Consider the following 18,970-nt stretch of genomic DNA (forward strand, 5'->3'; position numbering starts at 1 on the left):
CAATGTATGATTTGGGTTAGAAGGAAACGCTCGAAATATACTAGCTAAATCGTTTTACACGAGCAATATATGTCACTTACCACCAGAACAGCAAGGAAGTGATGAAAAACTTCGCCCCAAGCAGCGGAGCCTCCGCGATCATCACTTCACGATCTCAGTAGTCAGCACCCCCACACACTCCATCACCCCCTCCCGAAAGTTCCCGAGCCGCAGGTTTTCGTTCGGTGCGTGGATGCTGTTATCCGGGTTCGGAATCCGTAGCGACACGGCCGGTAGCCCCAACAGATTCACGAACGGGCCCATCGGCTGCGAGCCCCCCGTCGTGCGCATCCGCACCGGTTCCTTCCCCAGGGCCCGGGTGACGGCCGCCGTGAGCCAGTGGTCGATGGGCGTGTCCAGATCCGTCCGGAAGGGAACCGAGCCGAGACTGGAGGTGAAGGAGATTAGCTTCGGGTAGGTTAACCGCTCCTCCTCCGTAGGCTCGCCCTCCGTAAGGTGCCAGTCCCGATCCACGATAAACTGCCGTAGCAATGCCACCTGCCGCTCCCCCGGCGTCTCCGGCACCAGCCGCATGTCGATCTCCACGGTCACCGCCTCGGGGATCAGCGTGCGCACCTCCTTACCCACCCAGCCGGCCCGCAGTCCGCGTACGTTTAGGCTGGGGTACTGCAGTGCCTCCTGGTAGGTATCCCCTAGCGCCTCCTGCTCGGCTACACCCACCATGAACCGGATCTCCTCCCGTGTCTCCGGCACCTTGTTCATTTCCCGCTTGTCGGCCTCACTCAGCTCCACTCCGTTGTAGAAACCCGGAATCAGCACCCGCCCCTGTTCATCCTTCATCGCCGCTATTAACCTCGCGGCCGCGAAGACCGGATTCGGCGCGAAGTTTCCGTACTGCCCGCTGTGCAGCGCATCCCGCGGTCCGTACACCTGCAGGGTGACCGTAGCAATACCGCGTGCCCCGAAGGTCAGTGTAGGCTCGTTCGACACGTGGCGGGTGCCGTCCATGATCACTAGGAAGTCGGCTGCAAATAGGTCACGGTTTGCCGCTACCGCCCCGGGCAGGTCGTTGCTGCCGAGTTCCTCCTGGAAGTCCATGATCACTTTGACGTTATAGGCCGGCTCGATGCCCTCAGCATTCAGGATATCCAGGGCCGTCATAAAGGCAACGGCCGGTCCCTTCGAGTCGGAAGCGGAGCGGGCGAACAGGCGTAAGTCGGGGTCGTAGGGCGGGGCCGCCGGTGCAGTGGTCGTGGTAAAGGAGCCATCTACTTCCCTGCGCTTGTACACCACCCGGTAGGGGTCGGGTTGGTCCCAGGCGCTGGTGTCTACGGGCTGTCCGTCGATCTGTAGGTAGAATAGTACAGTGGGTAGGTCCGGGTCGATCTGCCGCTCGGCGAAGAGCAGGGGCATACCGGGGGTTTCGAGGCGGGTGACGGTGTAGCCCATGTCGGTGAAGGTTTTCCGACACCAGGTTAGGTTTGCTTCTACCTGCTCGGGGTAGTTGCCGTCGTTGGGGATGGCGAGGAAGTCGGTGAGCTGGGCCAGGGCGGCGGGCAGGGCGGCGTCGGTGAGGCGGGTGATGGTGGGCTGGTCTAGGGGTTGGGCTTGATTTATAGACGTGCTGCCTAGACAGATCAGGAAGACGGCAACGAGGTGGGATAGGGGCATAGCTATGGTAGTGAGGTAGGAAGATATGTGCTACGGTACAAGGTCGAGTGGCCTCTGGCCCGAGGTAGCGTGAGATAGGATTCACCACAGAAAGGTCTAGCGGCCTACACAAAGGGTTTCACTGAGGTATCATAGAGGCGGGCGGCAAAGCGTCAGCGGGGGGATGCGTGATTAGGGGGAGGGGCCCCTAATCTAAGCCCGGTGTAAACAACAGAGGCCAGCACCTAGCGGTACTGCGGGAGGGAGCCGTAAGATCTCCGACGGTGTGCTGAATGACAGGATTAGTCATACTAATCATATCACATCTTACTATATTTGACCTGATTAAGATCAAAATCGTGTCACATGTACAATTGGGAGTATCCTGACTGGCCAAATTTTCGTTTTAATGGAGAAGATTATACCGATCAGATCAATGGCTACGTCGCCGCGGTAGAAGAGCTTCAAGCTAGTATCGCATCGCTGGCAGAAGATGATGCACGGACTTACTTTCTTGAGCGTCTAGTCGAAGAAGCAGCTAGTACGTCGAGCATTGAAGGTGAAATCATGAGTCGCCAGGATCTCATGTCATCGGTCATGAACAACTTAAACATAGGGGTCGGAGGGATAGAGGTGAAAGATTTTAGGGCCAGGGCGATCGGCCAGCAAATTGTGCTAAACCGGGAGACCTACGTTAGGCCACTTACCGAGACAGCTCTCAAATATTGGCATGAATTATTACTGGGCTACGACCGTACCCTTCACGTCGTTGGAGACTATCGCCGGGGTAGTTCTCCTATGCGTATAGTAAGCGGGCCTAGCTACAAACAAAAGATTCACTTCGAAGCCCTTCCAGCAACCACTGTACCGGTGGAGATGGAGCGTTTCGTTCGGTATTGTAATACTAGTACCGCAAAGACCGTCCACCCAGTTCTGAAAGCAGGTGTAGCTCATCTATACTTTGAAAGTATCCACCCCTTTGAGGACGGCAACGGGAGAATTGGTCGTGCCATTTTGGAAAAGCTACTTTCACAACATCTCGGAACCTTTGTCCCCTACAGTATCTCACACGCAATTGAAACGAACCGAAAGGGATACTATACTGCCTTACGGGAATCGTCGAGCAGTCTAGATATTAGTCCTTGGTTAATTTATTACTGTCAGATTTTGATTGAAGCAATTGAATACGCAAATACTTTAGTAAGCTTTAGCCTGCGAAAACAGCGCTACTTTAAACAGTTCGCTAGTCGGTTTGACCCCCACCACCGCAAAGCCATCGATAAGATGTTCGCCACCGGCCCCGCCGGCTTTCAGGGCGGCATGACCACCCGCAAGTACATGCGTATCAACCGCGTTGCCCAGGCCACCGCTGCCCGCGCCCTTCGTTACCTTACCTCCATCGGCGCCCTCACCCAGCACGGCGCCGGCCGCAGCACCCATTACCTCCTGCCCCAAACCTAATGACCCCTCAGTTTCTTACCGGACTACTTTACTGGCTCATCTTACTGCTGAGCTTGACCGGCTGCGCTAAGACGATCACCTTTACCGATGTACCCTACGAGAACCCCCTGGCCGACTACCGCTACAGCTGCCAGTCCATCGACTCGCTCACGGTAGCCGCCGCCCTACCCGCCCTGGAGGCACAGTTCGGTGACCAGTTGGAAGCCACCGCTTACCGCGATAAGATGCTGGCCGCCCTCTCCTTCTACCCCAACCTTCGGGGCGTAGACATCCGCCTCATCCGCAAGCGCCTACGTACCTCCATGGCCGCCCGCCCCCTCGGCTTGGGCAAGCGCCGTAGTCGTCGGACCTACGCCGTCTACGTCGACGACGTCAGCGATAAACCGGCCGATTTCCGTAACGCATCTTACTCCGCCCAGGTGGGATGCTTCATCCACGAGTTCGGGCACATCTCCTACTACGTAAGCCGCTCCAATACTCAACTGGCGAGTGATGGGCTGGCCTACGTCACCAGTCAACGCTTCAAGAATAAGTACGAGCGCATCGCCGATCGCCTAGCCATCCAGCACGGTGGGGGCTACTACGTGTACCAGTACCGCAGTTTCACCTTCGAGGAGGCGGAGCTACCGGAGGCCTACCTGGCGTTCAAGCGGCGGAATTACACGGATCAGAAGAAGTTGCTGGTCCGGCATATCGCTTACCTGCGAGAGAATAGCGTAGAGAAGTGCGTGGACTACTGACTGCTTCGGCGCAACTCCGCTGCTCGATAGTGAACCACAGAGGGCGCAGAGATACACAGAGACGTCTTCAGAAACACCTCTGTGTTCTCTGCGCACTCTGTGGTTGACTCCTTATAGCAGCGGAGCTGCCTATCACGCATCAGTCCTTTGGGTCACCACCCCACTATACTCCACCCAGGCCAGCAAAAAACAAAGCAGCCCATACCCCACCAACACCCCCAGCCACGCTTCCACCCCCCACCGCAACCCGTAGCTGAATACGATCGGAGCCGCCGCCGAGCTCACCACCACGAACAGTCGCACCGTACTCTTGATGCTGCCCAGGTAGCGCGGCCCGTACCGCTCCGCCCATAGCGCCGGCATCATCACCGCATCCGTACCGGCGCTGGCCCCAAACAGGCCGAAAAAGACCGGCACCACCCAGCCGTAGGGTACGAACAGTAACAACAGCAGCCCCACCACCGCCGGCATCAACGCAAACCGCAGCAGCGTAGCCGGCCCCAGCCGGTCGATCAGGTCGCCCCCGAAGAGTAAAAACACCACCCGTACCAGCCCGTAGGCACTCAGTCCGTAGGCCATGAGCTCTGCGCTGAAGCCCCGCTCGGCCGCGATGACGGACTGATTGAAGACCAAGCCCGTAAATACGAACGGGATGAATAAAAAGATCGGGACGAGCAATTGGAACCGGCGATCCCGTAGCACCTGCGTTCGCGACCAGGAGGTTGCACCCCCGATAGCTATCGGGGCCCCGCCCGCCTGCAGTTGCGCCTTGGCTACCGTATCCGCCCGCTGGAAGTCGTCGTAGCGCCGCACCAGTAGCCACACCGCCGGTAGAAAGACCACCAGCACCGCCCCGCCCGCCAGGGCCCACACCGTCCCGAAACCGTAGGCCAGAATCGCGTAGGTCACCACTGGCGGCAGCACCACCTCCGCCACTGAAAGGCCCAGCAAAGATAGCGACAGCGCCCGCCCCCGCCGCGCCTCGAAGTAGCGTCCGATCGTCGTACTCCCGATCAGCGGCAGCACCCCCTGCCCGCCGCAGCGCACGATGAATAGCCCCACCGCCACCAGCGCAAAACTCGGCGACCACGCCAGCAGGGCCGCGCCCACCAGCAGCGCCAGCCCTACCGCCGTACTCACGTAGCGCACCCGCCCCCGGTCGATCTGCCGCCCGATCACCGGTAGCAGGAAGGCCGCCACCAGCGTCACCGTGGAGTATAGGCCGGCGAAGGTGTTTTCCTCCCAGTCGAACTGTGCGGTCATCTCGGCTACGAAGAGGCCGATGAAGAAGGTCTGCCCGACGGCCGAGAAGAAAAAGTGGAGGAAGCCGAAGCCGAGGTAGCGGGGGTTCACGGGGTTGGGGGTTCAAGGGGTTAAGGAGTTAGGGGGTAAAGGAGTTAAGGATTATGGATGCTCGCTTCGCTCGTAGGGGGATTGTCAATTAATATCGGAGATCCCTCAGCAGTCCACGTAACACCTCCGACGACACCCCTTAACTCCTTAACCCCCTCACCCCTTAACTCCTTACCCCCCTGACCCCTTAACTCCCTGAAACAAGCCCAATTCCGCTCCATCTACCTCCGCACGGTAGTCAGCAAACTCATCCGCGAAGAATTCCTCTACCTGCCCGATGAAGTCATCCGCCCCCTCCCGGAACTGCTCCAGGGTCAGCTGCGCCATCTGGCTAGGCCGGCCCTCGATCTGGCTAATGTAGCTGCGGGCCCCGTAGAGCTTGGACTGCAGGTTGGTGGGGTTGCGCTGGATGCCCTTCTGATCCTCGGGGTCCATCAGGATCGCTTCCAACTCGTCAATACGCTTGACGAGGTCCTTGCCGCGCTGGGTGAGGGTGTCTTTGGTAATCTTGGGGGCATCGCCGAGGAGGCCATCGACCCGCTGGATACTCTTGCGGGCCTCCTGGAGGCGGTCGAAGGCGGACTTGACGCGGGCAATCTCCGTTTCCAACTCGGCGGTGAGGGCGTCGCGCTGGACGTAGCGACCGCTGCCCCGGTAGTCCTGGCGGGGGTCGGCACCGACGGTCACGGTGGTGGAGCCGGAGTGGTTGCCGTAGGTCATCACGACGCGGTAGGTGCCGGGCACGACGGGCATCCCGCTGGGGATGTCGGCATCGTCTTTGACCTCGCGGCGACTGGGCATTTCCATACCGTCTGCGCGCATGTTCCAGCTGGTGCGGTTCATGCCCCACTGTGGCTTTTCGGTGTAGGTGCGAATGGTATCGCCGCTCTGTACGTCGATGATCTGGAACTTGACCTTTTCCTTGGGGGGGGCGATGGTTTCGATCTCCTCGTCCTGGTCGGCGTAGGCCTGCTCGGCGCTGCCAGTCTCGCGGGCGGGAATGTCTTCCTTGATCTCGGGGGCGATCATGGAGAATTTGGTGAGCCGGCCCACGTCGACGCTATCGGGGTCGGTAGTAGTTGTATCGGCCGGCCCGCCGGGACGTACCCAGTAGGTGAGCAGCGCGCCGTAGGGACGGTCCTCTCCCTGAAACTGCCCCTGCGCATAAAAGCGGGTGCCCTGGTAGGAGCGGTACTCCCACTGGTAAGCATCCGGGGCGGGGAAGACAGCGAAGCTATCCTGCAGCATCTCCGGGCCCCGTTTGGCTAGTTCACGGAACGGACGGATATCATCCATAATATAGATCGCCCGCCCGAAGGTACCCACGATCAGGTCGTGCTCGCGGGGGTGGATCTTGAGGTCGATGGTCGAGACGTGGGGGTAGTCGGCATCGAAGCGCGTCCAGCTGTCGCCGTAGTCGAGGCTATACCAGAGGCCCTGGTCGGTGCCGAGAAAAAGCAGGTTTTCCTGTACCGGGTCCTGCACGAGGGCCTGGGCGTGGCCGCTGACTTTATTCTCGTCGACGATCTGAGTGAAGCTGCCGCCGTAATCAGTGGTATGATAGACCATCGGACGGGTATCGCCACGCCGATAATCGTTGACGACCACGAAGGCCTCGCCCAGATTGATCGGTGATGACTCGATGTAGCCGATCCAGCTGCCGGGGGTCATGCCGGTGAGCCGGGCGGTCAGGTCGGTCCAGCTGCCGCCGCCGTTGCGGGTCACGTGTAGGCGGCCGTCGTCACTGCCCACCCAGAGGACGCTATCGCCGAGGGCGTACTCCCGCACCTCCGGCACGATGGTGAGCAGGGTGGTGTGATTCTCGGCCTGGGTGGCGTCGATGGTGAGGCCGCCGCTGCGGTCGCTGCGCTGTAGACTGGTGTCGTTGGTGGTGAGGTCGGGGCTGATGATCTCCCAGTTCATGCCCGCGTCCGTGGTCTTGTGCACGTACTGGCTACCCATGTAGATGGTGTTGGCGTCGGTGGGCGACTGGGCGATCGGTGCATTCCAGTTGAAGCGCAGGAACTCCCCCTCGGGGTGCACGGGCCGGATGAAGGTCGTCTTACCCGTAGGCCGGTGCACGGTGCCGAGGTAGCCGCCCTGACTGGCCGCGTAGACCACCTCAGGCTGGTCGGGCTTGAAGATCATGTCGAAGCCGTCGCCGAAGAAGACCTCCTGCCAGTCGGCGTCGGTGATGCCGCCGCTCTTGAGTCCCTGGCTGGGGCCGACCCAGCTGCCGTTGTCCTGCATCCCGCCGCCCACCAGGTAGGGGTAGCTCATGTCGTAGGCTACGTGATAAAACTGCCCCACGGGTAGGTTCTCCACGAAGCGCCAGGTATCCCCGCCGTCGTGACTGATGTTGAGGCCCCCGTCGTTGCCTTCGATGATGTAGTCGGGGTCGTCCTTATCGATCCAGAACGCATGATTGTCGGGGTGCACGTTGTTACCGTAATTGGCGATCTCGGTGAAGGTCTTACCGCCATCCTCCGATTTGCTGATGTAGGTGGCGATGTGGAACACGCGGTTCTCGTTCTGCGGGTCTACGTAGATCTCGGCGTAGTAGAAGGGGCGGTCGCCGACGTTTTCTTTGGTCACCAGGCTGAAGGTCTGGCCGCCGTCGGTGCTTTTGTAGAGTCCGTTCTCGCCGGTCTCTTCGACCAGGGCGTAGACGATCTCGGGTTGGCCCGCGGCGATGGCCAGTCCGATGCGGCCAAGGTTTCCCTTAGGTAGTCCGTCCTTGGCGGTGCGGCGTGTCCAGTTGTCGCCTCCGTCGGTAGTTACCCAGATGCCGGAGCCGGGCCCGCCGGAGTTAAAGTAGTCGGGGTCGCGGTCGAAGGTCCAGGTCGCCGCGATCAGTTTATTGGGGTTGGTGGGGTCCATGACGAGTTCGGCGATGCCGGTGCCTTCGTCGATGTAGAGCACCTTATCCCAGCTCTTGCCGCCGTCGGTGGTGCGGTACACGCCGCGTTCGGGATTGGGGGCCCACATATTGCCGAGGGCGCCGACGTAGACGGTATTCGGGTCGGTCGGGTGGGGGTGGATGCGGTAGATGGCCTTAGTATTTTCGAGGCCCATCATCTCCCAGCTCTTGCCGCCGTCGAGGCTCTTGTAGATGCCGCCACCGTAGTTGGCCGAGTTACGGGGGTTACCCTCTCCGGTACCGGCCCAGACGATGTTAGGGTTGGCATCACTTACCGCCACCGCCCCGATCGAGAGGTACTTTTGGTCATCAAACAACGGACGGAAGCTGGTGCCGGCATTGTCGCTCAGCCACAGTCCGCCCGAGGCCGTGCCTACGTATATCTTATCCTTGTCCAGGGGGTGCACGTCGATGCCCGTCACACGCCCCGCCATACCGGCCGGTCCGATGGAGCGGGGTGCCAGGGCCTTCCAGTGGTCTTTACTAAGTGTCTCTTGTGCGTGCAGAAGGGCGGGGCCGCAGGTGCAAAGAAGGGCTAGGAGGAGTACGTAGTGTCGGATCATGCCTCGGGGGTAAGGGGGGCAAGATACGGTGGGGGGGAGAAGCCGGGGAGTTGTCAGTACAATGCTGCCTCCGGCAGCGGCAGCAAAATGCAGCCTCTGGCTGCGCTGGGGTCCCTCACATTACCGCAAGGCCCTACGCGCCACAGGCGCTCCAGACCTTGCTGGGAAGGGCTTCCCTCCGGGGAAGACCGTACCTTCCTCCATGACCACCATACGGCTGAGAATTTGTTCTACCGTCGAAAGTCGTCTTGCTCCCCAATCATTCTTTGCAGCCAGCGCTCTAAGCTCACCAATGGTGATAATGGAAACAATAGCGTTATTATCGGCAGCAAATGGCTGATACTCTGCTTCTATCCATGACTTCGTGGCCTCACTTTTAAGATAGAAGAGTATGATATTCGTGTCGAGAACATAATTCATTCTATCACAGTCCCGCCAGAAGAGTGTCTAAGTCTTCTTCAATATCAGCCTGCTCGATCAGTTTTTCCAGTTCACCCGGCTCGAAGGGGCGGATGTGCTGCTCCACTTTCAATTGTTCCAAATCAAACTTACGCTGTTGCATGGTAGCGTAGGTGCTAAATTCTGGTAGAGTAATCATCGGATCGGCTTACTCATGCCTTACTTGGTCGATCGAGGCAAACACCTTTTCGAGCAGTTCTTCCTCAGAGATCGATAGGATCCACTGCGCCATGCTAATTTTCTTACTCTCCAATGTCATCTGCTAACTGCTAACTGTATTACTGACCTTCAAACGCAAAGCAAAAATAGGAAGTTTCCTGTCGCTTAACACGCAACAACTCTATCTGGCTATCCAACGCTGTGCACCCACCCCCATCACTCACCTACGGCTTCATCGCCCTGACCCTCCTGACCGCCTGGTGGTTCTACCGGCTTACCGGCAGCCGGGCCGTGGTGGGGATAGGGTTCGTTTTCTGGTTGGCGGTGCACGGTGTACTTGCGTACCGTGGATTCTACGGAGTGACCGATACGCTGCCACCGCGACTGGCCCTGGTCATGGGGCCGATGCTGGTACTGGCACTAGCGACTGGCTTCAGTTCGCTCGGTAAAACACTGCGAGCAGACCTGAACCTCACGCACATTCATTACTTCCATGGCATACGTATCCTGGTAGAGGTGGTATTCCTGCACGGCTTATTCACCGCCGGCCTAGTCGCCGAAGTTGTCACCTACACAGGACAAAATATAGACCTACTCGCTGGCATAACCGGTCCCCTCGTCGGTCTTTTGGTATTCCGTCAGGGCTGGTTATCTCCTACCTACGCTATCGTGTGGAACTTTGTAGGTATGGTTTCTCTAGGCTGGACCGTCAGCCGGGCCGTACTCTCTGCGCCTTCCCCCTACCAGCAGTACGGTTTCGAGCAGCCGACGCTGGCCATCTTCTACTTTCCGTTCATCTGGCTACCGGCACTGGTGGCACCACTGATGGTGTGGGCACACTGTCTGGCGCTGGGTCGCCTGCTTAGACCTTGACTCGTTACCTTCCCCCCATGACCACCCCCCTTCTCTCCGTCCAGGAACTCGCCGAGCTCCTTCCCGATCAGCCCCTCCTGCTCGACTGCCGCTTCGACCTCGCCGACCCGGAGCAGGGCCGCCAGGAATACCTCACCAGCCATATCCCCGGTGCCCACTACCTGCACCTCAACGACGACCTTTCGGGAGAGATCATCCCCGGCAAGACCGGCCGCCACCCCCTGCCTGACCTCGGCACCTTCGCCGAACGCATGACCGCCCTGGGCCTCACCCCCGACCGCCCCGTCGTGGCCTACGACGACAAGGGCGGCGGTATCGCCGCCCGCGCCTGGTGGCTGCTCAAGGCCATCGGCCACGACAAGGTCGCCGTGCTCGACGGGGGCTACCCCTTCTGGGTCATCGCCGGACAGGCCACCGCGGCCGGTAAAGAAGTAGCCACGCCGGCCCCGGCTCCCTACCTGGTTGCCACGCCCGAGGAGATTTGCACCCGCGAACGCGCCCAAATTGAAGCTCTACGAACCGATCCCAACCAGGTGCTCGTTGACTCCCGCACCGCCGACCGCTACCGCGGCGAGAACGAAACGCTCGACCCCGTAGCCGGCCACATCGAGGGGGCCATCAACCTGCCGTGGCCGGATAACCTGGACGGGGGCCGCACCTTCAAATCGAAGGAGGAACTGCGCGAGCGCTTCCGGGACCTCAAGGAAAAGCCGCAGCAGAATGTCTTCTACTGCGGCTCGGGCGTGACGGCCTGTCATAATATTCTGGCCTATTACTATGCCTTCGGTGAGATGCCGGCCCTGTATGCGGGCAGCTGGAGTGAGTACCTGATCGACCTAGAATAGGGGACTCGGGTAGGTATTTTCGGCGACCAGCATGGCGAAGGCCTCCTGTACCTTGGGCTTGTCCTCCTGGTAGGTGACGCCGTACCACTTGTCTTCGCTGACGAGCACCTTGACCCTGGCGCTGCCGTCCTTAATCATGCCATCGACGAGTTCCGGAATGAGGTACTCAGCGCGGGGGTTGTCCTTATTCTCGCGGGCGAAGCGCTCGAAGCCTTTCTGGATACGGTCGAAGATGGAGGGGTGAAAACCCCAGAAATTCATGGATACGACCGATTCGTCGTCCAGCTCGTACTGGTGGCCGTCCTCGCCGAGGTAGCGCACCTTGTTGTCGTCGCCACGCTGGATCTTAAGTCGTTCCTCTACATCCGTGAGCAGGTAGTCTTCGGCTACGACGGTGACGCCGCGGTTGACGTGGCCGTGGTCGGAGAGGGTGCGGTGCAGGATGTAACCTACCATAGCAAAGGTCTCCTCGTCGGCCTCAGCGACCAGGAAGGAGGCCATCTTTTCAAAGGCCTCAATACCGTAGTAATCATCGGCATTGATGACGGCGAAGGGTTCCTTGGTCACCTCCTTGGCCACGAGCATAGCGTGGGTGGTGCCCCAGGGTTTTTCGCGCTTAGAGTGGTCGACGTCGGAGGGCACGTAACTGTCCATGCCCTGGAAGGCGTAGGCGACCTCAATCTTGTCGCCGAACTTGCCGTCGAACTTCTCGCGGAAGGCCTCCTCGATGTCCTTGCGGATCACGAACACGACCTTGCCGAAGCCGGCGCGGATCGCGTCGTAGATGCTGTATTCGATGATGCCCTCTTCGCTAGGGCCGACGCCGTCGATCTGCTTGAGGCCGCCATAGCGGCTGCCCATCCCCGCGGCGAGGATGACTAAGGTGGGTTTATTTGCCATGTGTGGGTTTTTCTTCTAGAGCGAATCGGCCCGCCGTTTGTTTGCTTGCGCGGCCCGAAAATGCGTCGCTTCCCGCCGGCAGCGGTAGTAGGCCAGGGCGTAGGCACCGCCCAGTGTCAGCACCCCGGTCAGAAAAATACCGATACTTGTCGAGTTGACCAGCGGCGCGTAAGGGGGGAGAAAGTTCTGTACCACCAGCAAGTTGATGGTTACCGCCAGGGCCGTGAGCAGTAGGCAAAAAATACACACCGCCCGCCCGAATTGCAGCGTCGGCTGCTGCTGCCGGAACAGCGTGGTGCGCAGAAAGCGCCCGTACACGGCCTCACCCGGGTGCATCCGAATTAGCTCGCGCAGTACGTGCTCCGCCGTCGCGTACTCCCCGATGCGAAAGGCACTGGCTGCCTTGCGAAACAATTGCTGTTCGAAGACGTGCTCCTCCCGCCCCGGCATGTGCCGGATGTCGTGCTGGATACTGGCGTGAATCACCAGGTCCACCATCAGCTGGTGCTCGCGGTAGGCACCGGTCTCGAAGAGCGCATCCACGTAGTGCACGGTGAGCTCGAAGTGCTCTTTCACGTCGAGCCGGCCGATCTCCTGCTCGCGCTCCTCGTACATGCGGATCACCCGGTGGTAGTCGGTGGGGTCGATGGCGCGGAGCTCGCGGTAGAGGTGGGAGTAGTGGCGGGGCACGGCGGAGGGAGTTACCGTTGCAGTAACTACGGCAGGCTAGGTTGGGTTGTCACGCCAGTGCCATGCGGTAGCCAATTTGTACACGGTAATTGGTAAATTGTAAATTTACCGCCTCATGGCCGCCCGCTCCACCCCCCAGCTAGTCCCCTTCGTGATCGTCTCCCTGGTCACCCTCTTCTTCATGCTCTGGGCCATGCGACGCTGTAGCGCCAACGACGCGGACTACGCCATGATCGAGGAGCGCAACACCCGGGAAGACTACCTGGACCGCCGCGACAGCATCCTGCGCGATAGCATCCGTAAGCTGCAGGCTGCCGCCGTGCTGGGTAGTCCCGGCGAAAGTTTGCTTTCGGAGGCCGAACAGGAGGTCCTGGCCCGCGAGGCTGCCCTGCTGCGTGCCCGCACCCAGCCGCTACCCGGCGATAGTGGTGTTTACGTAGGTCGCCCCGCCCAGGTTGTGGTCAAGAACGAGACCACGCTCTACAGTACCATCGACGGACTCAACGTCCGCGTCCAGCCCAACCTCGGGGCCCCCATCCTGGCCCGCCTCCAGCTCTACGAGCCGGTCACCTATATGAACGAGGTCACCGACTCGCTTTACACCATCGACCTGGGCGACGTCACCCCCACCGAGCCCTGGGTGAAGGTGCGGCTTAAGGATGGCAAGCTCGGCTGGGTCTACGGGGCCGGCGTACGCTACTACAAGTACCGGCTCGAGGGCGTCCTTAACTAAGCCCCATGCACCTCCCCCAACCCACCACGGCCGCTGAACTGGCTGATCAACTCGGCACTAAACTCATCGGCGACGGCCACCTCCGCATCACCGGAGCTAACGAGATCCACCACGTACAACCCGGCGACCTCTGCTTCGTCGACCACCCCAAGTACTACGCGCCCACCCTGGCCTCGGCCGCCTCGGTCATCCTCATCGATAAGGTGCAGGAGTGCCCACCCGGTAAGGCCCTACTCATCCATCCCGAACCCTTCCAGGCCTACAACAGCGTCATCCGGGGGGCGCGGCCGCAGGTGCAATACGAATCGAGCGAGGCCCCGGCGAGCGTGGGGGAGGGCACGATCATCGGCCCCGGCGTCCACCTCGGCAAGGGGGTCGTAATCGGTCGGGACTGCCTGCTGGAGCCCAATTGCGTCATCGGCGAGGGCTGCGTACTGGGCGACCGGGTCACAGTCAGTGCCGGCGCGGTCGTCGGTGGCGAGGCCTTTTACTACAAGCGCACCGTCGGGGGGCTCACCGCCTGGCGTAGCGGGGGCAGCGTTCGGCTGGAGGACGACGTTTTCCTCGGACCCTGCTGCACCATCGCCCGCGGCGTGTCGTCGACAACGGTCATCGGCCGCGGCAGCAAGCTCGACGCCCAGGTCCAGATCGGTCACGACTGCAGGATCGGGGCCCACGTACAGATGGCCGCCCAGGTCGGCGTGGCGGGCAACTGCGTCATCGGCGACTGGTCCATCCTCCAGGGCCAGGCCGGCATCGCCCAGAACGTGACCCTGGGCGAGCGTACGGTCATTATGGCGCAGAGTGGTGTGGGGCGGAATTTGCCGCCGGGCAAGAGCTGGTTTGGATCTCCGGTGCAGGAGGCTCGGAAGGCGTTCCGGGACCTAGTGGCCTTGCGGCGCTTGGGGGGGGAAAGGTTAACCACAGAGTAGCGCAGAGGAAGGCACAGAGTAACACAAAGTTTTAGATGTGTCACACTCCGTTTTAGATGTATCAGAACGCTGTGGAACACTGTGCCCCACTTTGTGCAACGCTGTGGTTCCCCCCTACGTAGACCGATAGTGAAGTAAATTTGTTAGTAGAAGGATATGGCAGAAGTACTCGACATCACGGTAGCGGAGCAAGTAGCGATCGAACAGGCCTACGAGGCCATGATCGCCAGCCTGCGCACCCCCTTCTCGCGCGAAGACCGTGAGCAGATGGACCGTGCCTTCCGCCTAGCCAACTTCGCCCACCGCCACCAGCGGCGCAAGTCGAGCGAGCCCTACATCTTCCACCCCATCGCCGTGGCGCGTATCTGTGCCGAGGAGATCGGACTGGGCCCTACGGCCATCTGCGCCGCCCTACTGCACGACGTGGTCGAGGATACGCCAGTCACTACCGAGGAACTACAGGACCAGTTCGGCGAGCGCATCGCGCAGATGGTCAACGGACTCACCAAACTCGACAGCGCCTACCAGTCGGAAAGCCAGCAGGCCGAGAACTTCAAGAAGGTGCTCAGTACCCTGGTGGTCGACGTGCGCATCGTGCTCATCAAGATGGCCGACCGGCTGCACAATATGCGCACCATCAAGAGCATGCCGGAGCACAAGCAGCTTAAGATCGCCGCCGAGACTAGCTACATTTACGCGCCCCTGGCCCACCGCCTGGGGCTGTATAACTTCCGCTCCGAGTTTCTGGATCTGTGCATGAAGGTGCTGGAGCGCGACGAGTACAACTCCGTGGCCCGCAAGCTGCAGGAGACCAAGGCCGCCCGGGAGAAATACATCGAATCCTTCATTGCCCCCTTGCGCTCCAAACTCGACGAGCTGGGCTACCGCTACCGCATCTTCGGCCGGCCGAAGTCGATCTACAGCATCGCCAATAAGATCAAGAAAAAGCAGGTGCCCTTCGAGCAGATCTACGACCTGTTCGCCGTGCGTGTAATTCTGGATGTACCACGGGAGAAGGAAAAACTGGCCGCCTGGGCCGTCTACAGCACCATCACGGATGCCTACCAAGCCGTACCCTCCCGCCTAAAGGATTGGATCACGATCCCGAAATCCAACGGCTACGAGAGCCTGCATACTACGGTGGTCGGCCCCGGGGCCCGCTTCGTGGAGGTACAGATCCGCAGCGAGCGCATGAACGAGATCGCCGAGCGGGGCTTTGCCGCCCACTGGAAGTATAAGGGCGTGAGCAACCACCGCGATGTGTACGAGCAGTGGTTCGAGAGCGTGCGCGACATCCTGGATAATCCGAATAGCGACACGGTACAGTTCCTGGGCGACTTCCGGGCCAACAGCTTCTTTAACGAGGAGGTGTACGTGTATACCCCCGACGGGGATATGGTCGCCCTACCCAAGGGTGCTACCGCGCTCGACTTTGCCTTCAGCGTACACAGCATGGTGGGCTACCACTGCGTGAGCATCCTGTGCGATGAGCGCATCGTGCCCATGAGCTACGAGCTGCGCAACGGCGACCGGCTGCGGGTCAATACCAGTCCGGGCCAGAAGCCCAATCCGAGCTGGCTGGATATGGTCAAGACGGGTAAGGCTAAGGCCAAAATCCGCCAGTCGCTCAAGGAAGAAAAGCGCAAGGCCGGGGAGCTGGCCCGCGAGGCCCTCCTGCGCCGGCTGAAAAAACTGCACGTCGAGGACGAAAAGCAGGCCATCGAGGTACTCGCCCGTCACCACACCGGCGGCAGTCACGTCGACCTGTTTTACGATATAGGTCGGGAGGCGCTGTCGATCGCCCAGGTGCTCAAACCCTTTGTCGTAGAGCATGGTAAACTCACCCTTCCCGCTGCACCCCCCCCGATAGTTATCGGGGCTATCGGGGCCCCGCCCCAGGAAAAAGATGCGGATAGCAAGGGAAGAAGAAACGGGGCTAACCGCATCAAAGGACACACCAAGCTACTCATCAACGGCGAGCCCGGCGACCAACTCGAGTACAGCATGGCCAACTGCTGCAACCCCGTGCAGGGCGACCAGGTGTTTGCCTACCTGACCTCGAACGCAGGGCTGAAGATCCACCGCGTGATCTGCCCCAACGCTGAGAACCTGATGGCCAACTACGACTACCGCATCATGAAGGCCGAGTGGGTGAGCACCACCGAGCACAGCTTCGTGGCCGAGCTCAAGCTGACCGGACTGGATAGCGGTAAGGGCGTCATCGAGCGTATCAGTCACGAGATCGCCGAGATGGACCTGGACATCCGCAGCTTCCAAATTGCAGCCGAGAGTGGCACCTTCACCGCACGGATGAGTCTGCTAGTACGCAATACCGACCAGCTGCTCCTGGCCCGGCGGGGCCTGCAAAACTTAGATAACGTCTCAACCGTTTCCCGGGTAGAATAGTCCCCCCGCCCCATGCAGACCAATCCGACCACCGACATCGAGCAGGTAAAGGAGCTCTTTGCCGAGCACCTGCGGGAGCGCAAGGCGCGTCGGACGCCGGAGCGCTTCGCCATCCTGGAGGAGATCTACAGTCGCGACGACCATTTCGACGCCGAGTCCCTCTACATCCACATGAAGACCAACAACTACCGCGTGAGCCGGGCCACGGTCTACAATACCCTGGAACTGCTGGTGAGCTGCGACTTGGTCAAGAAGCATCAGTTCGGTAAGAATCTGGCGCAGTACGAGAAAAGCTACGGCTATAAGCAGCACGATCACCTGATCTGCAACGGCTGCGGTAAGGTGCTGGAGTTCTGCGATCCGCGGGTGCAGCAGATCAAGAACATGATGGGCGAGATCCTGAACTTCCGGGTGACGGGGCACAGTTTGAACCTGTTTGGGGAGTGTGCTGGGGCTTGTGAAAGGACGAGGGGTTAGGGGGTTAATGAGTTAGGGGGTCAAGGAGTTAAGGGGTTAGGGACTAAAGGGGTTAAGGAGCGGCAGGGGGGTTGGGGCTTTTTCCGTAAATTGGGGGCTTCAGTTGAACCGTGGGCGGGCCTGGCTTGCTATTAATAGAAAAGATAAAACACGAACCTATGTCATTCGAAATTACCGGAACGCTCGTCAAGAAATACGAAACCGAAACCAAGGGGGAATCCTTCCGGGTGCGCGACTTCGTGATTAAGGCTAATGACGGCGGACAGTACGACAATTTCGTCAAGTTTCAGACCACCCAGGACCGGACCTCCATCATCGATGACATGAACGAGGGCGACGAGATTAAGGTGCACTTCGACCTGCGTGGCCGCCAGTGGCAGGACAAGTACTTCACCAATCTGAACGCCTGGCGGGTGGAGGCGATGACTGCAAATAGTGCGCCCGCCACCACCAGTGCGTCAAGCAACAACGGCCCCGGTAACTTCCCCTCGGCCAACGACGAGCCCGTGCTCGAGGCCGATGACGACCTGCCCTTCTAATCACCCCCCCTGTCCATGACCAGCCAGACCACCCAGCGCGTCACCGTCAGTGCCCAGAGCTACTACCAGGAGCGGTACTCCCAACCGGAGGACGAAAACTACGTGTACGCCTACCGCATCAAGATCGAAAACGAAGGGCACCTGCCCGTGCAGCTGCTGAGCCGAGCCTGGGAGGTGATCGATGCCACCGGCCACCGCCGGCACGTGGAGGGCGAGGGCGTGGTGGGCAAGCAGCCCTGGATTGCCCCGGGGGAGACCTACGAATACAACAGTTGGGTGCAGTTCGCTACCCCCATGGGGGCCATGCAGGGCAGCTACGTGATGTACCGGCGGGACGGGCAGGGGGTGGAGAACTACTTTCGGGTGGCGGTGCCGCGCTTTATGCACGTGTCTTCGGCGGTGTTGAATTAGTAGCGACGACTAAAGTCGTCGCTACACGGCCAGCGCTTCCAGCCAGAAGTCATTCATGCCCGCCCCGGGTATGACTCTTAATCGGTGCAAATTCAGTAGTTCTAGTAAGGCGAGGAAGGTAACGATGGCGTGAATACGCGTCTCGCAGGGGCCAAATAGGTCCTGGAAGCTAGGCCGTGGCTTGCCGTTCAGCGTGCCCTCCACTAAATCAAGAATCCGGCTCTGCTCCGCTTCGATGGTGAAGGTGAACTGCGCGATCTCGTGGACGACGGGTTTAAAATTCGCCTCCTCCAGGCGCATGAGCATGCGCTCGTAGGCGCGGAGTAGTTTGAAGAGGGTGACACTTTCGAGCTCCACGTCGACCAGGGCCTTGGTGGCCAGGTGGGCCAGCTCGTCGGTGATGTTGCCGCGGTAGTTGCGCAGACCGCGGGCGGACTCGAGGCTACGCAGTTCCTTCAGTACGCTCTTGTAGCGCTTGTATTCCAGCAGGCGGCTCACGAGCTCCTCCCGGGGGTCGATCTCATTGTTCTCCTCGTCGACCGGCTTGCGGGGAATAAGCATCTTGGCTTTGATGCGGCAGAGTGTCGCGGCCACCAGAACGAACTCGCTGGCCAGGTCGATATCCATCTGCTCGGCGGCGCGTAGGTAGGCCAGAAAGTCGTTGGTGACCTGCGAGATGGGGATGTCGTAGATATCCAATTCATCCCGCTCGATGAAGAACAGGAGAAGGTCGAAGGGGCCTTCGAACTGGGGGAGGTGGATGTGGTAGCTCAGGGGAGCGGGAATTTACGATTCAAAATAGGTCGAAAAATCAAGGTCGAGTGGCCTCCGGCCTGAGTCTGTAACACAAGCAAAAGTA

At 60.1% G+C, this 18,970-nt stretch carries 18 protein-coding genes; 10 read left to right on the forward strand and 8 right to left on the reverse strand.

The features are described 5' to 3' along the window. Positions 1 to 141: 141 nt before the first annotated feature. Complete coding sequence (locus ACOOHD_RS14500) at positions 142 to 1,671, reverse strand: M20/M25/M40 family metallo-hydrolase (protein ID WP_420458597.1); 1,530 nt, start codon at positions 1,669 to 1,671, stop codon at positions 142 to 144. A gap of 345 nt (positions 1,672 to 2,016) precedes the next feature. Between ACOOHD_RS14500 and ACOOHD_RS14505 the strand changes: the two genes are divergently transcribed. After that, positions 2,017 to 3,111: a Fic family protein gene (locus ACOOHD_RS14505; RefSeq protein WP_420458598.1), complete on the forward strand. Its 1,095-nt coding sequence runs from the start codon at positions 2,017 to 2,019 to the stop codon at positions 3,109 to 3,111. Further along, on the forward strand, positions 3,111 to 3,851 hold the full coding sequence (locus tag ACOOHD_RS14510) for a hypothetical protein (protein WP_420458599.1): 741 nt from the start codon (positions 3,111 to 3,113) through the stop codon (positions 3,849 to 3,851). Before ACOOHD_RS14505 ends, ACOOHD_RS14510 begins: the two co-directional genes overlap by 1 nt. Before the next feature lie 132 nt (positions 3,852 to 3,983). On the opposite strand, the gene ACOOHD_RS14515 is transcribed toward ACOOHD_RS14510, so the two are convergent. The 4 genes from ACOOHD_RS14515 to ACOOHD_RS14530 form a co-directional block, all read right to left on the reverse strand. Continuing rightward, positions 3,984 to 5,204 (reverse strand): MFS transporter, encoded by a 1,221-nt coding sequence (locus ACOOHD_RS14515; RefSeq protein WP_420458600.1) that lies wholly within the window; start codon positions 5,202 to 5,204, stop codon positions 3,984 to 3,986. Positions 5,205 to 5,375: 171 nt separating this feature from the next. Then, positions 5,376 to 8,687 carry a WD40/YVTN/BNR-like repeat-containing protein gene (locus tag ACOOHD_RS14520; protein ID WP_420458601.1) on the reverse strand — a complete coding sequence of 1,104 codons (3,312 nt, stop codon included), beginning with the start codon at positions 8,685 to 8,687 and terminating at the stop codon, positions 5,376 to 5,378. A 120-nt stretch (positions 8,688 to 8,807) separates the two neighbouring features. Then, the gene (locus ACOOHD_RS14525; protein WP_420458602.1) at positions 8,808 to 9,107 is read right to left on the reverse strand and encodes a PIN domain-containing protein; all 300 of its coding nucleotides are present in this window, start codon (positions 9,105 to 9,107) and stop codon (positions 8,808 to 8,810) included. A gap of 4 nt (positions 9,108 to 9,111) precedes the next feature. Next, entirely contained in the window at positions 9,112 to 9,285 is a 174-nt protein-coding gene (locus ACOOHD_RS14530; RefSeq protein WP_420458603.1) for a hypothetical protein, read from the reverse strand. A 221-nt stretch (positions 9,286 to 9,506) separates the two neighbouring features. On the opposite strand from ACOOHD_RS14530, the gene ACOOHD_RS14535 reads away from it, so the two are divergent. Next, positions 9,507 to 10,178, forward strand: a complete 672-nt coding sequence (locus ACOOHD_RS14535; protein ID WP_420458604.1) for a hypothetical protein — start codon at positions 9,507 to 9,509, stop codon at positions 10,176 to 10,178. Positions 10,179 to 10,195: 17 nt separating this feature from the next. Further along, positions 10,196 to 11,023, forward strand: coding sequence for a sulfurtransferase (locus ACOOHD_RS14540; RefSeq protein ID WP_420458605.1), 828 nt, complete (start codon positions 10,196 to 10,198; stop codon positions 11,021 to 11,023). Here ACOOHD_RS14540 and ACOOHD_RS14545 read toward each other — a convergent pair. Both ACOOHD_RS14545 and ACOOHD_RS14550 read right to left on the reverse strand, forming a co-directional pair. Further along, positions 11,015 to 11,923, reverse strand: a complete 909-nt coding sequence (locus ACOOHD_RS14545; RefSeq protein WP_420458606.1) for a nucleotidyltransferase family protein — start codon at positions 11,921 to 11,923, stop codon at positions 11,015 to 11,017. The two genes, ACOOHD_RS14540 and ACOOHD_RS14545, sit on opposite strands and share 9 nt — an antisense overlap. A 15-nt stretch (positions 11,924 to 11,938) precedes the next feature. Next, positions 11,939 to 12,613 (reverse strand): hypothetical protein, encoded by a 675-nt coding sequence (locus tag ACOOHD_RS14550; RefSeq protein WP_420458607.1) that lies wholly within the window; start codon positions 12,611 to 12,613, stop codon positions 11,939 to 11,941. A gap of 115 nt (positions 12,614 to 12,728) precedes the next feature. On the opposite strand from ACOOHD_RS14550, the gene ACOOHD_RS14555 reads away from it, so the two are divergent. The 6 genes from ACOOHD_RS14555 to apaG all read left to right on the forward strand — a co-directional run bounded on the left by ACOOHD_RS14555 (position 12,729) and on the right by apaG (position 18,111). Beyond that, positions 12,729 to 13,346: an SH3 domain-containing protein gene (locus tag ACOOHD_RS14555; protein WP_420458608.1), complete on the forward strand. Its 618-nt coding sequence runs from the start codon at positions 12,729 to 12,731 to the stop codon at positions 13,344 to 13,346. Positions 13,347 to 13,351: 5 nt separating this feature from the next. Then, the gene (locus ACOOHD_RS14560) at positions 13,352 to 14,278 is read left to right on the forward strand and encodes an LpxD N-terminal domain-containing protein (RefSeq protein ID WP_420458609.1); all 927 of its coding nucleotides are present in this window, start codon (positions 13,352 to 13,354) and stop codon (positions 14,276 to 14,278) included. 156 nt (positions 14,279 to 14,434) lie between these two features. Beyond that, positions 14,435 to 16,684, forward strand: a complete 2,250-nt coding sequence (locus tag ACOOHD_RS14565) for a RelA/SpoT family protein (protein ID WP_420458610.1) — start codon at positions 14,435 to 14,437, stop codon at positions 16,682 to 16,684. 12 nt (positions 16,685 to 16,696) lie between these two features. Beyond that, a complete protein-coding gene (locus ACOOHD_RS14570; protein ID WP_420458611.1) occupies positions 16,697 to 17,161 on the forward strand; it encodes a Fur family transcriptional regulator in 465 nt (154 codons plus the stop codon). 158 nt (positions 17,162 to 17,319) lie between these two features. Continuing rightward, positions 17,320 to 17,700, forward strand: coding sequence for a DUF3127 domain-containing protein (locus ACOOHD_RS14575; RefSeq protein WP_420458612.1), 381 nt, complete (start codon positions 17,320 to 17,322; stop codon positions 17,698 to 17,700). Between the two features lie 15 nt (positions 17,701 to 17,715). Continuing rightward, positions 17,716 to 18,111 (forward strand): Co2+/Mg2+ efflux protein ApaG, encoded by a 396-nt coding sequence (gene apaG, locus ACOOHD_RS14580; RefSeq protein ID WP_420458613.1) that lies wholly within the window; start codon positions 17,716 to 17,718, stop codon positions 18,109 to 18,111. Between the two features lie 21 nt (positions 18,112 to 18,132). On the opposite strand, the gene ACOOHD_RS14585 is transcribed toward apaG, so the two are convergent. After that, on the reverse strand, positions 18,133 to 18,897 hold the full coding sequence (locus ACOOHD_RS14585; protein ID WP_420461436.1) for a segregation and condensation protein A: 765 nt from the start codon (positions 18,895 to 18,897) through the stop codon (positions 18,133 to 18,135). Between the last annotated feature and the right edge of the window lie 73 nt (positions 18,898 to 18,970).

Source organism: Neolewinella sp. (assembly GCF_965214665.1).
GTDB lineage: Bacteria > Bacteroidota > Bacteroidia > Chitinophagales > Saprospiraceae > Neolewinella.

Bases quoted from the DNA above. Each gene is read 5' to 3' on its own strand.
- ACOOHD_RS14545 (WP_420458606.1), bottom strand. From the start codon at position 11,923: ATGGCAAATAAACCCACCTTAGTCATCCTCGCCGCGGGGATGGGCAGC.
- ACOOHD_RS14555 (WP_420458608.1), top strand. From the start codon at position 12,729: ATGGCCGCCCGCTCCACCCCCCAGCTAGTCCCCTTCGTGATCGTCTCC.
- ACOOHD_RS14505 (WP_420458598.1), top strand. From the start codon at position 2,017: ATGTACAATTGGGAGTATCCTGACTGGCCAAATTTTCGTTTTAATGGA.
- ACOOHD_RS14575 (WP_420458612.1), top strand. From the start codon at position 17,320: ATGTCATTCGAAATTACCGGAACGCTCGTCAAGAAATACGAAACCGAA.
- ACOOHD_RS14540 (WP_420458605.1), top strand. From the start codon at position 10,196: ATGACCACCCCCCTTCTCTCCGTCCAGGAACTCGCCGAGCTCCTTCCC.
- ACOOHD_RS14500 (WP_420458597.1), bottom strand. From the start codon at position 1,671: ATGCCCCTATCCCACCTCGTTGCCGTCTTCCTGATCTGTCTAGGCAGC.
- ACOOHD_RS14570 (WP_420458611.1), top strand. From the start codon at position 16,697: ATGCAGACCAATCCGACCACCGACATCGAGCAGGTAAAGGAGCTCTTT.
- apaG (WP_420458613.1), top strand. From the start codon at position 17,716: ATGACCAGCCAGACCACCCAGCGCGTCACCGTCAGTGCCCAGAGCTAC.
- ACOOHD_RS14510 (WP_420458599.1), top strand. From the start codon at position 3,111: ATGACCCCTCAGTTTCTTACCGGACTACTTTACTGGCTCATCTTACTG.
- ACOOHD_RS14565 (WP_420458610.1), top strand. From the start codon at position 14,435: ATGGCAGAAGTACTCGACATCACGGTAGCGGAGCAAGTAGCGATCGAA.
- ACOOHD_RS14520 (WP_420458601.1), bottom strand. From the start codon at position 8,687: ATGATCCGACACTACGTACTCCTCCTAGCCCTTCTTTGCACCTGCGGC.
- ACOOHD_RS14525 (WP_420458602.1), bottom strand. From the start codon at position 9,107: ATGAATTATGTTCTCGACACGAATATCATACTCTTCTATCTTAAAAGT.
- ACOOHD_RS14530 (WP_420458603.1), bottom strand. From the start codon at position 9,285: ATGATTACTCTACCAGAATTTAGCACCTACGCTACCATGCAACAGCGT.
- ACOOHD_RS14560 (WP_420458609.1), top strand. From the start codon at position 13,352: ATGCACCTCCCCCAACCCACCACGGCCGCTGAACTGGCTGATCAACTC.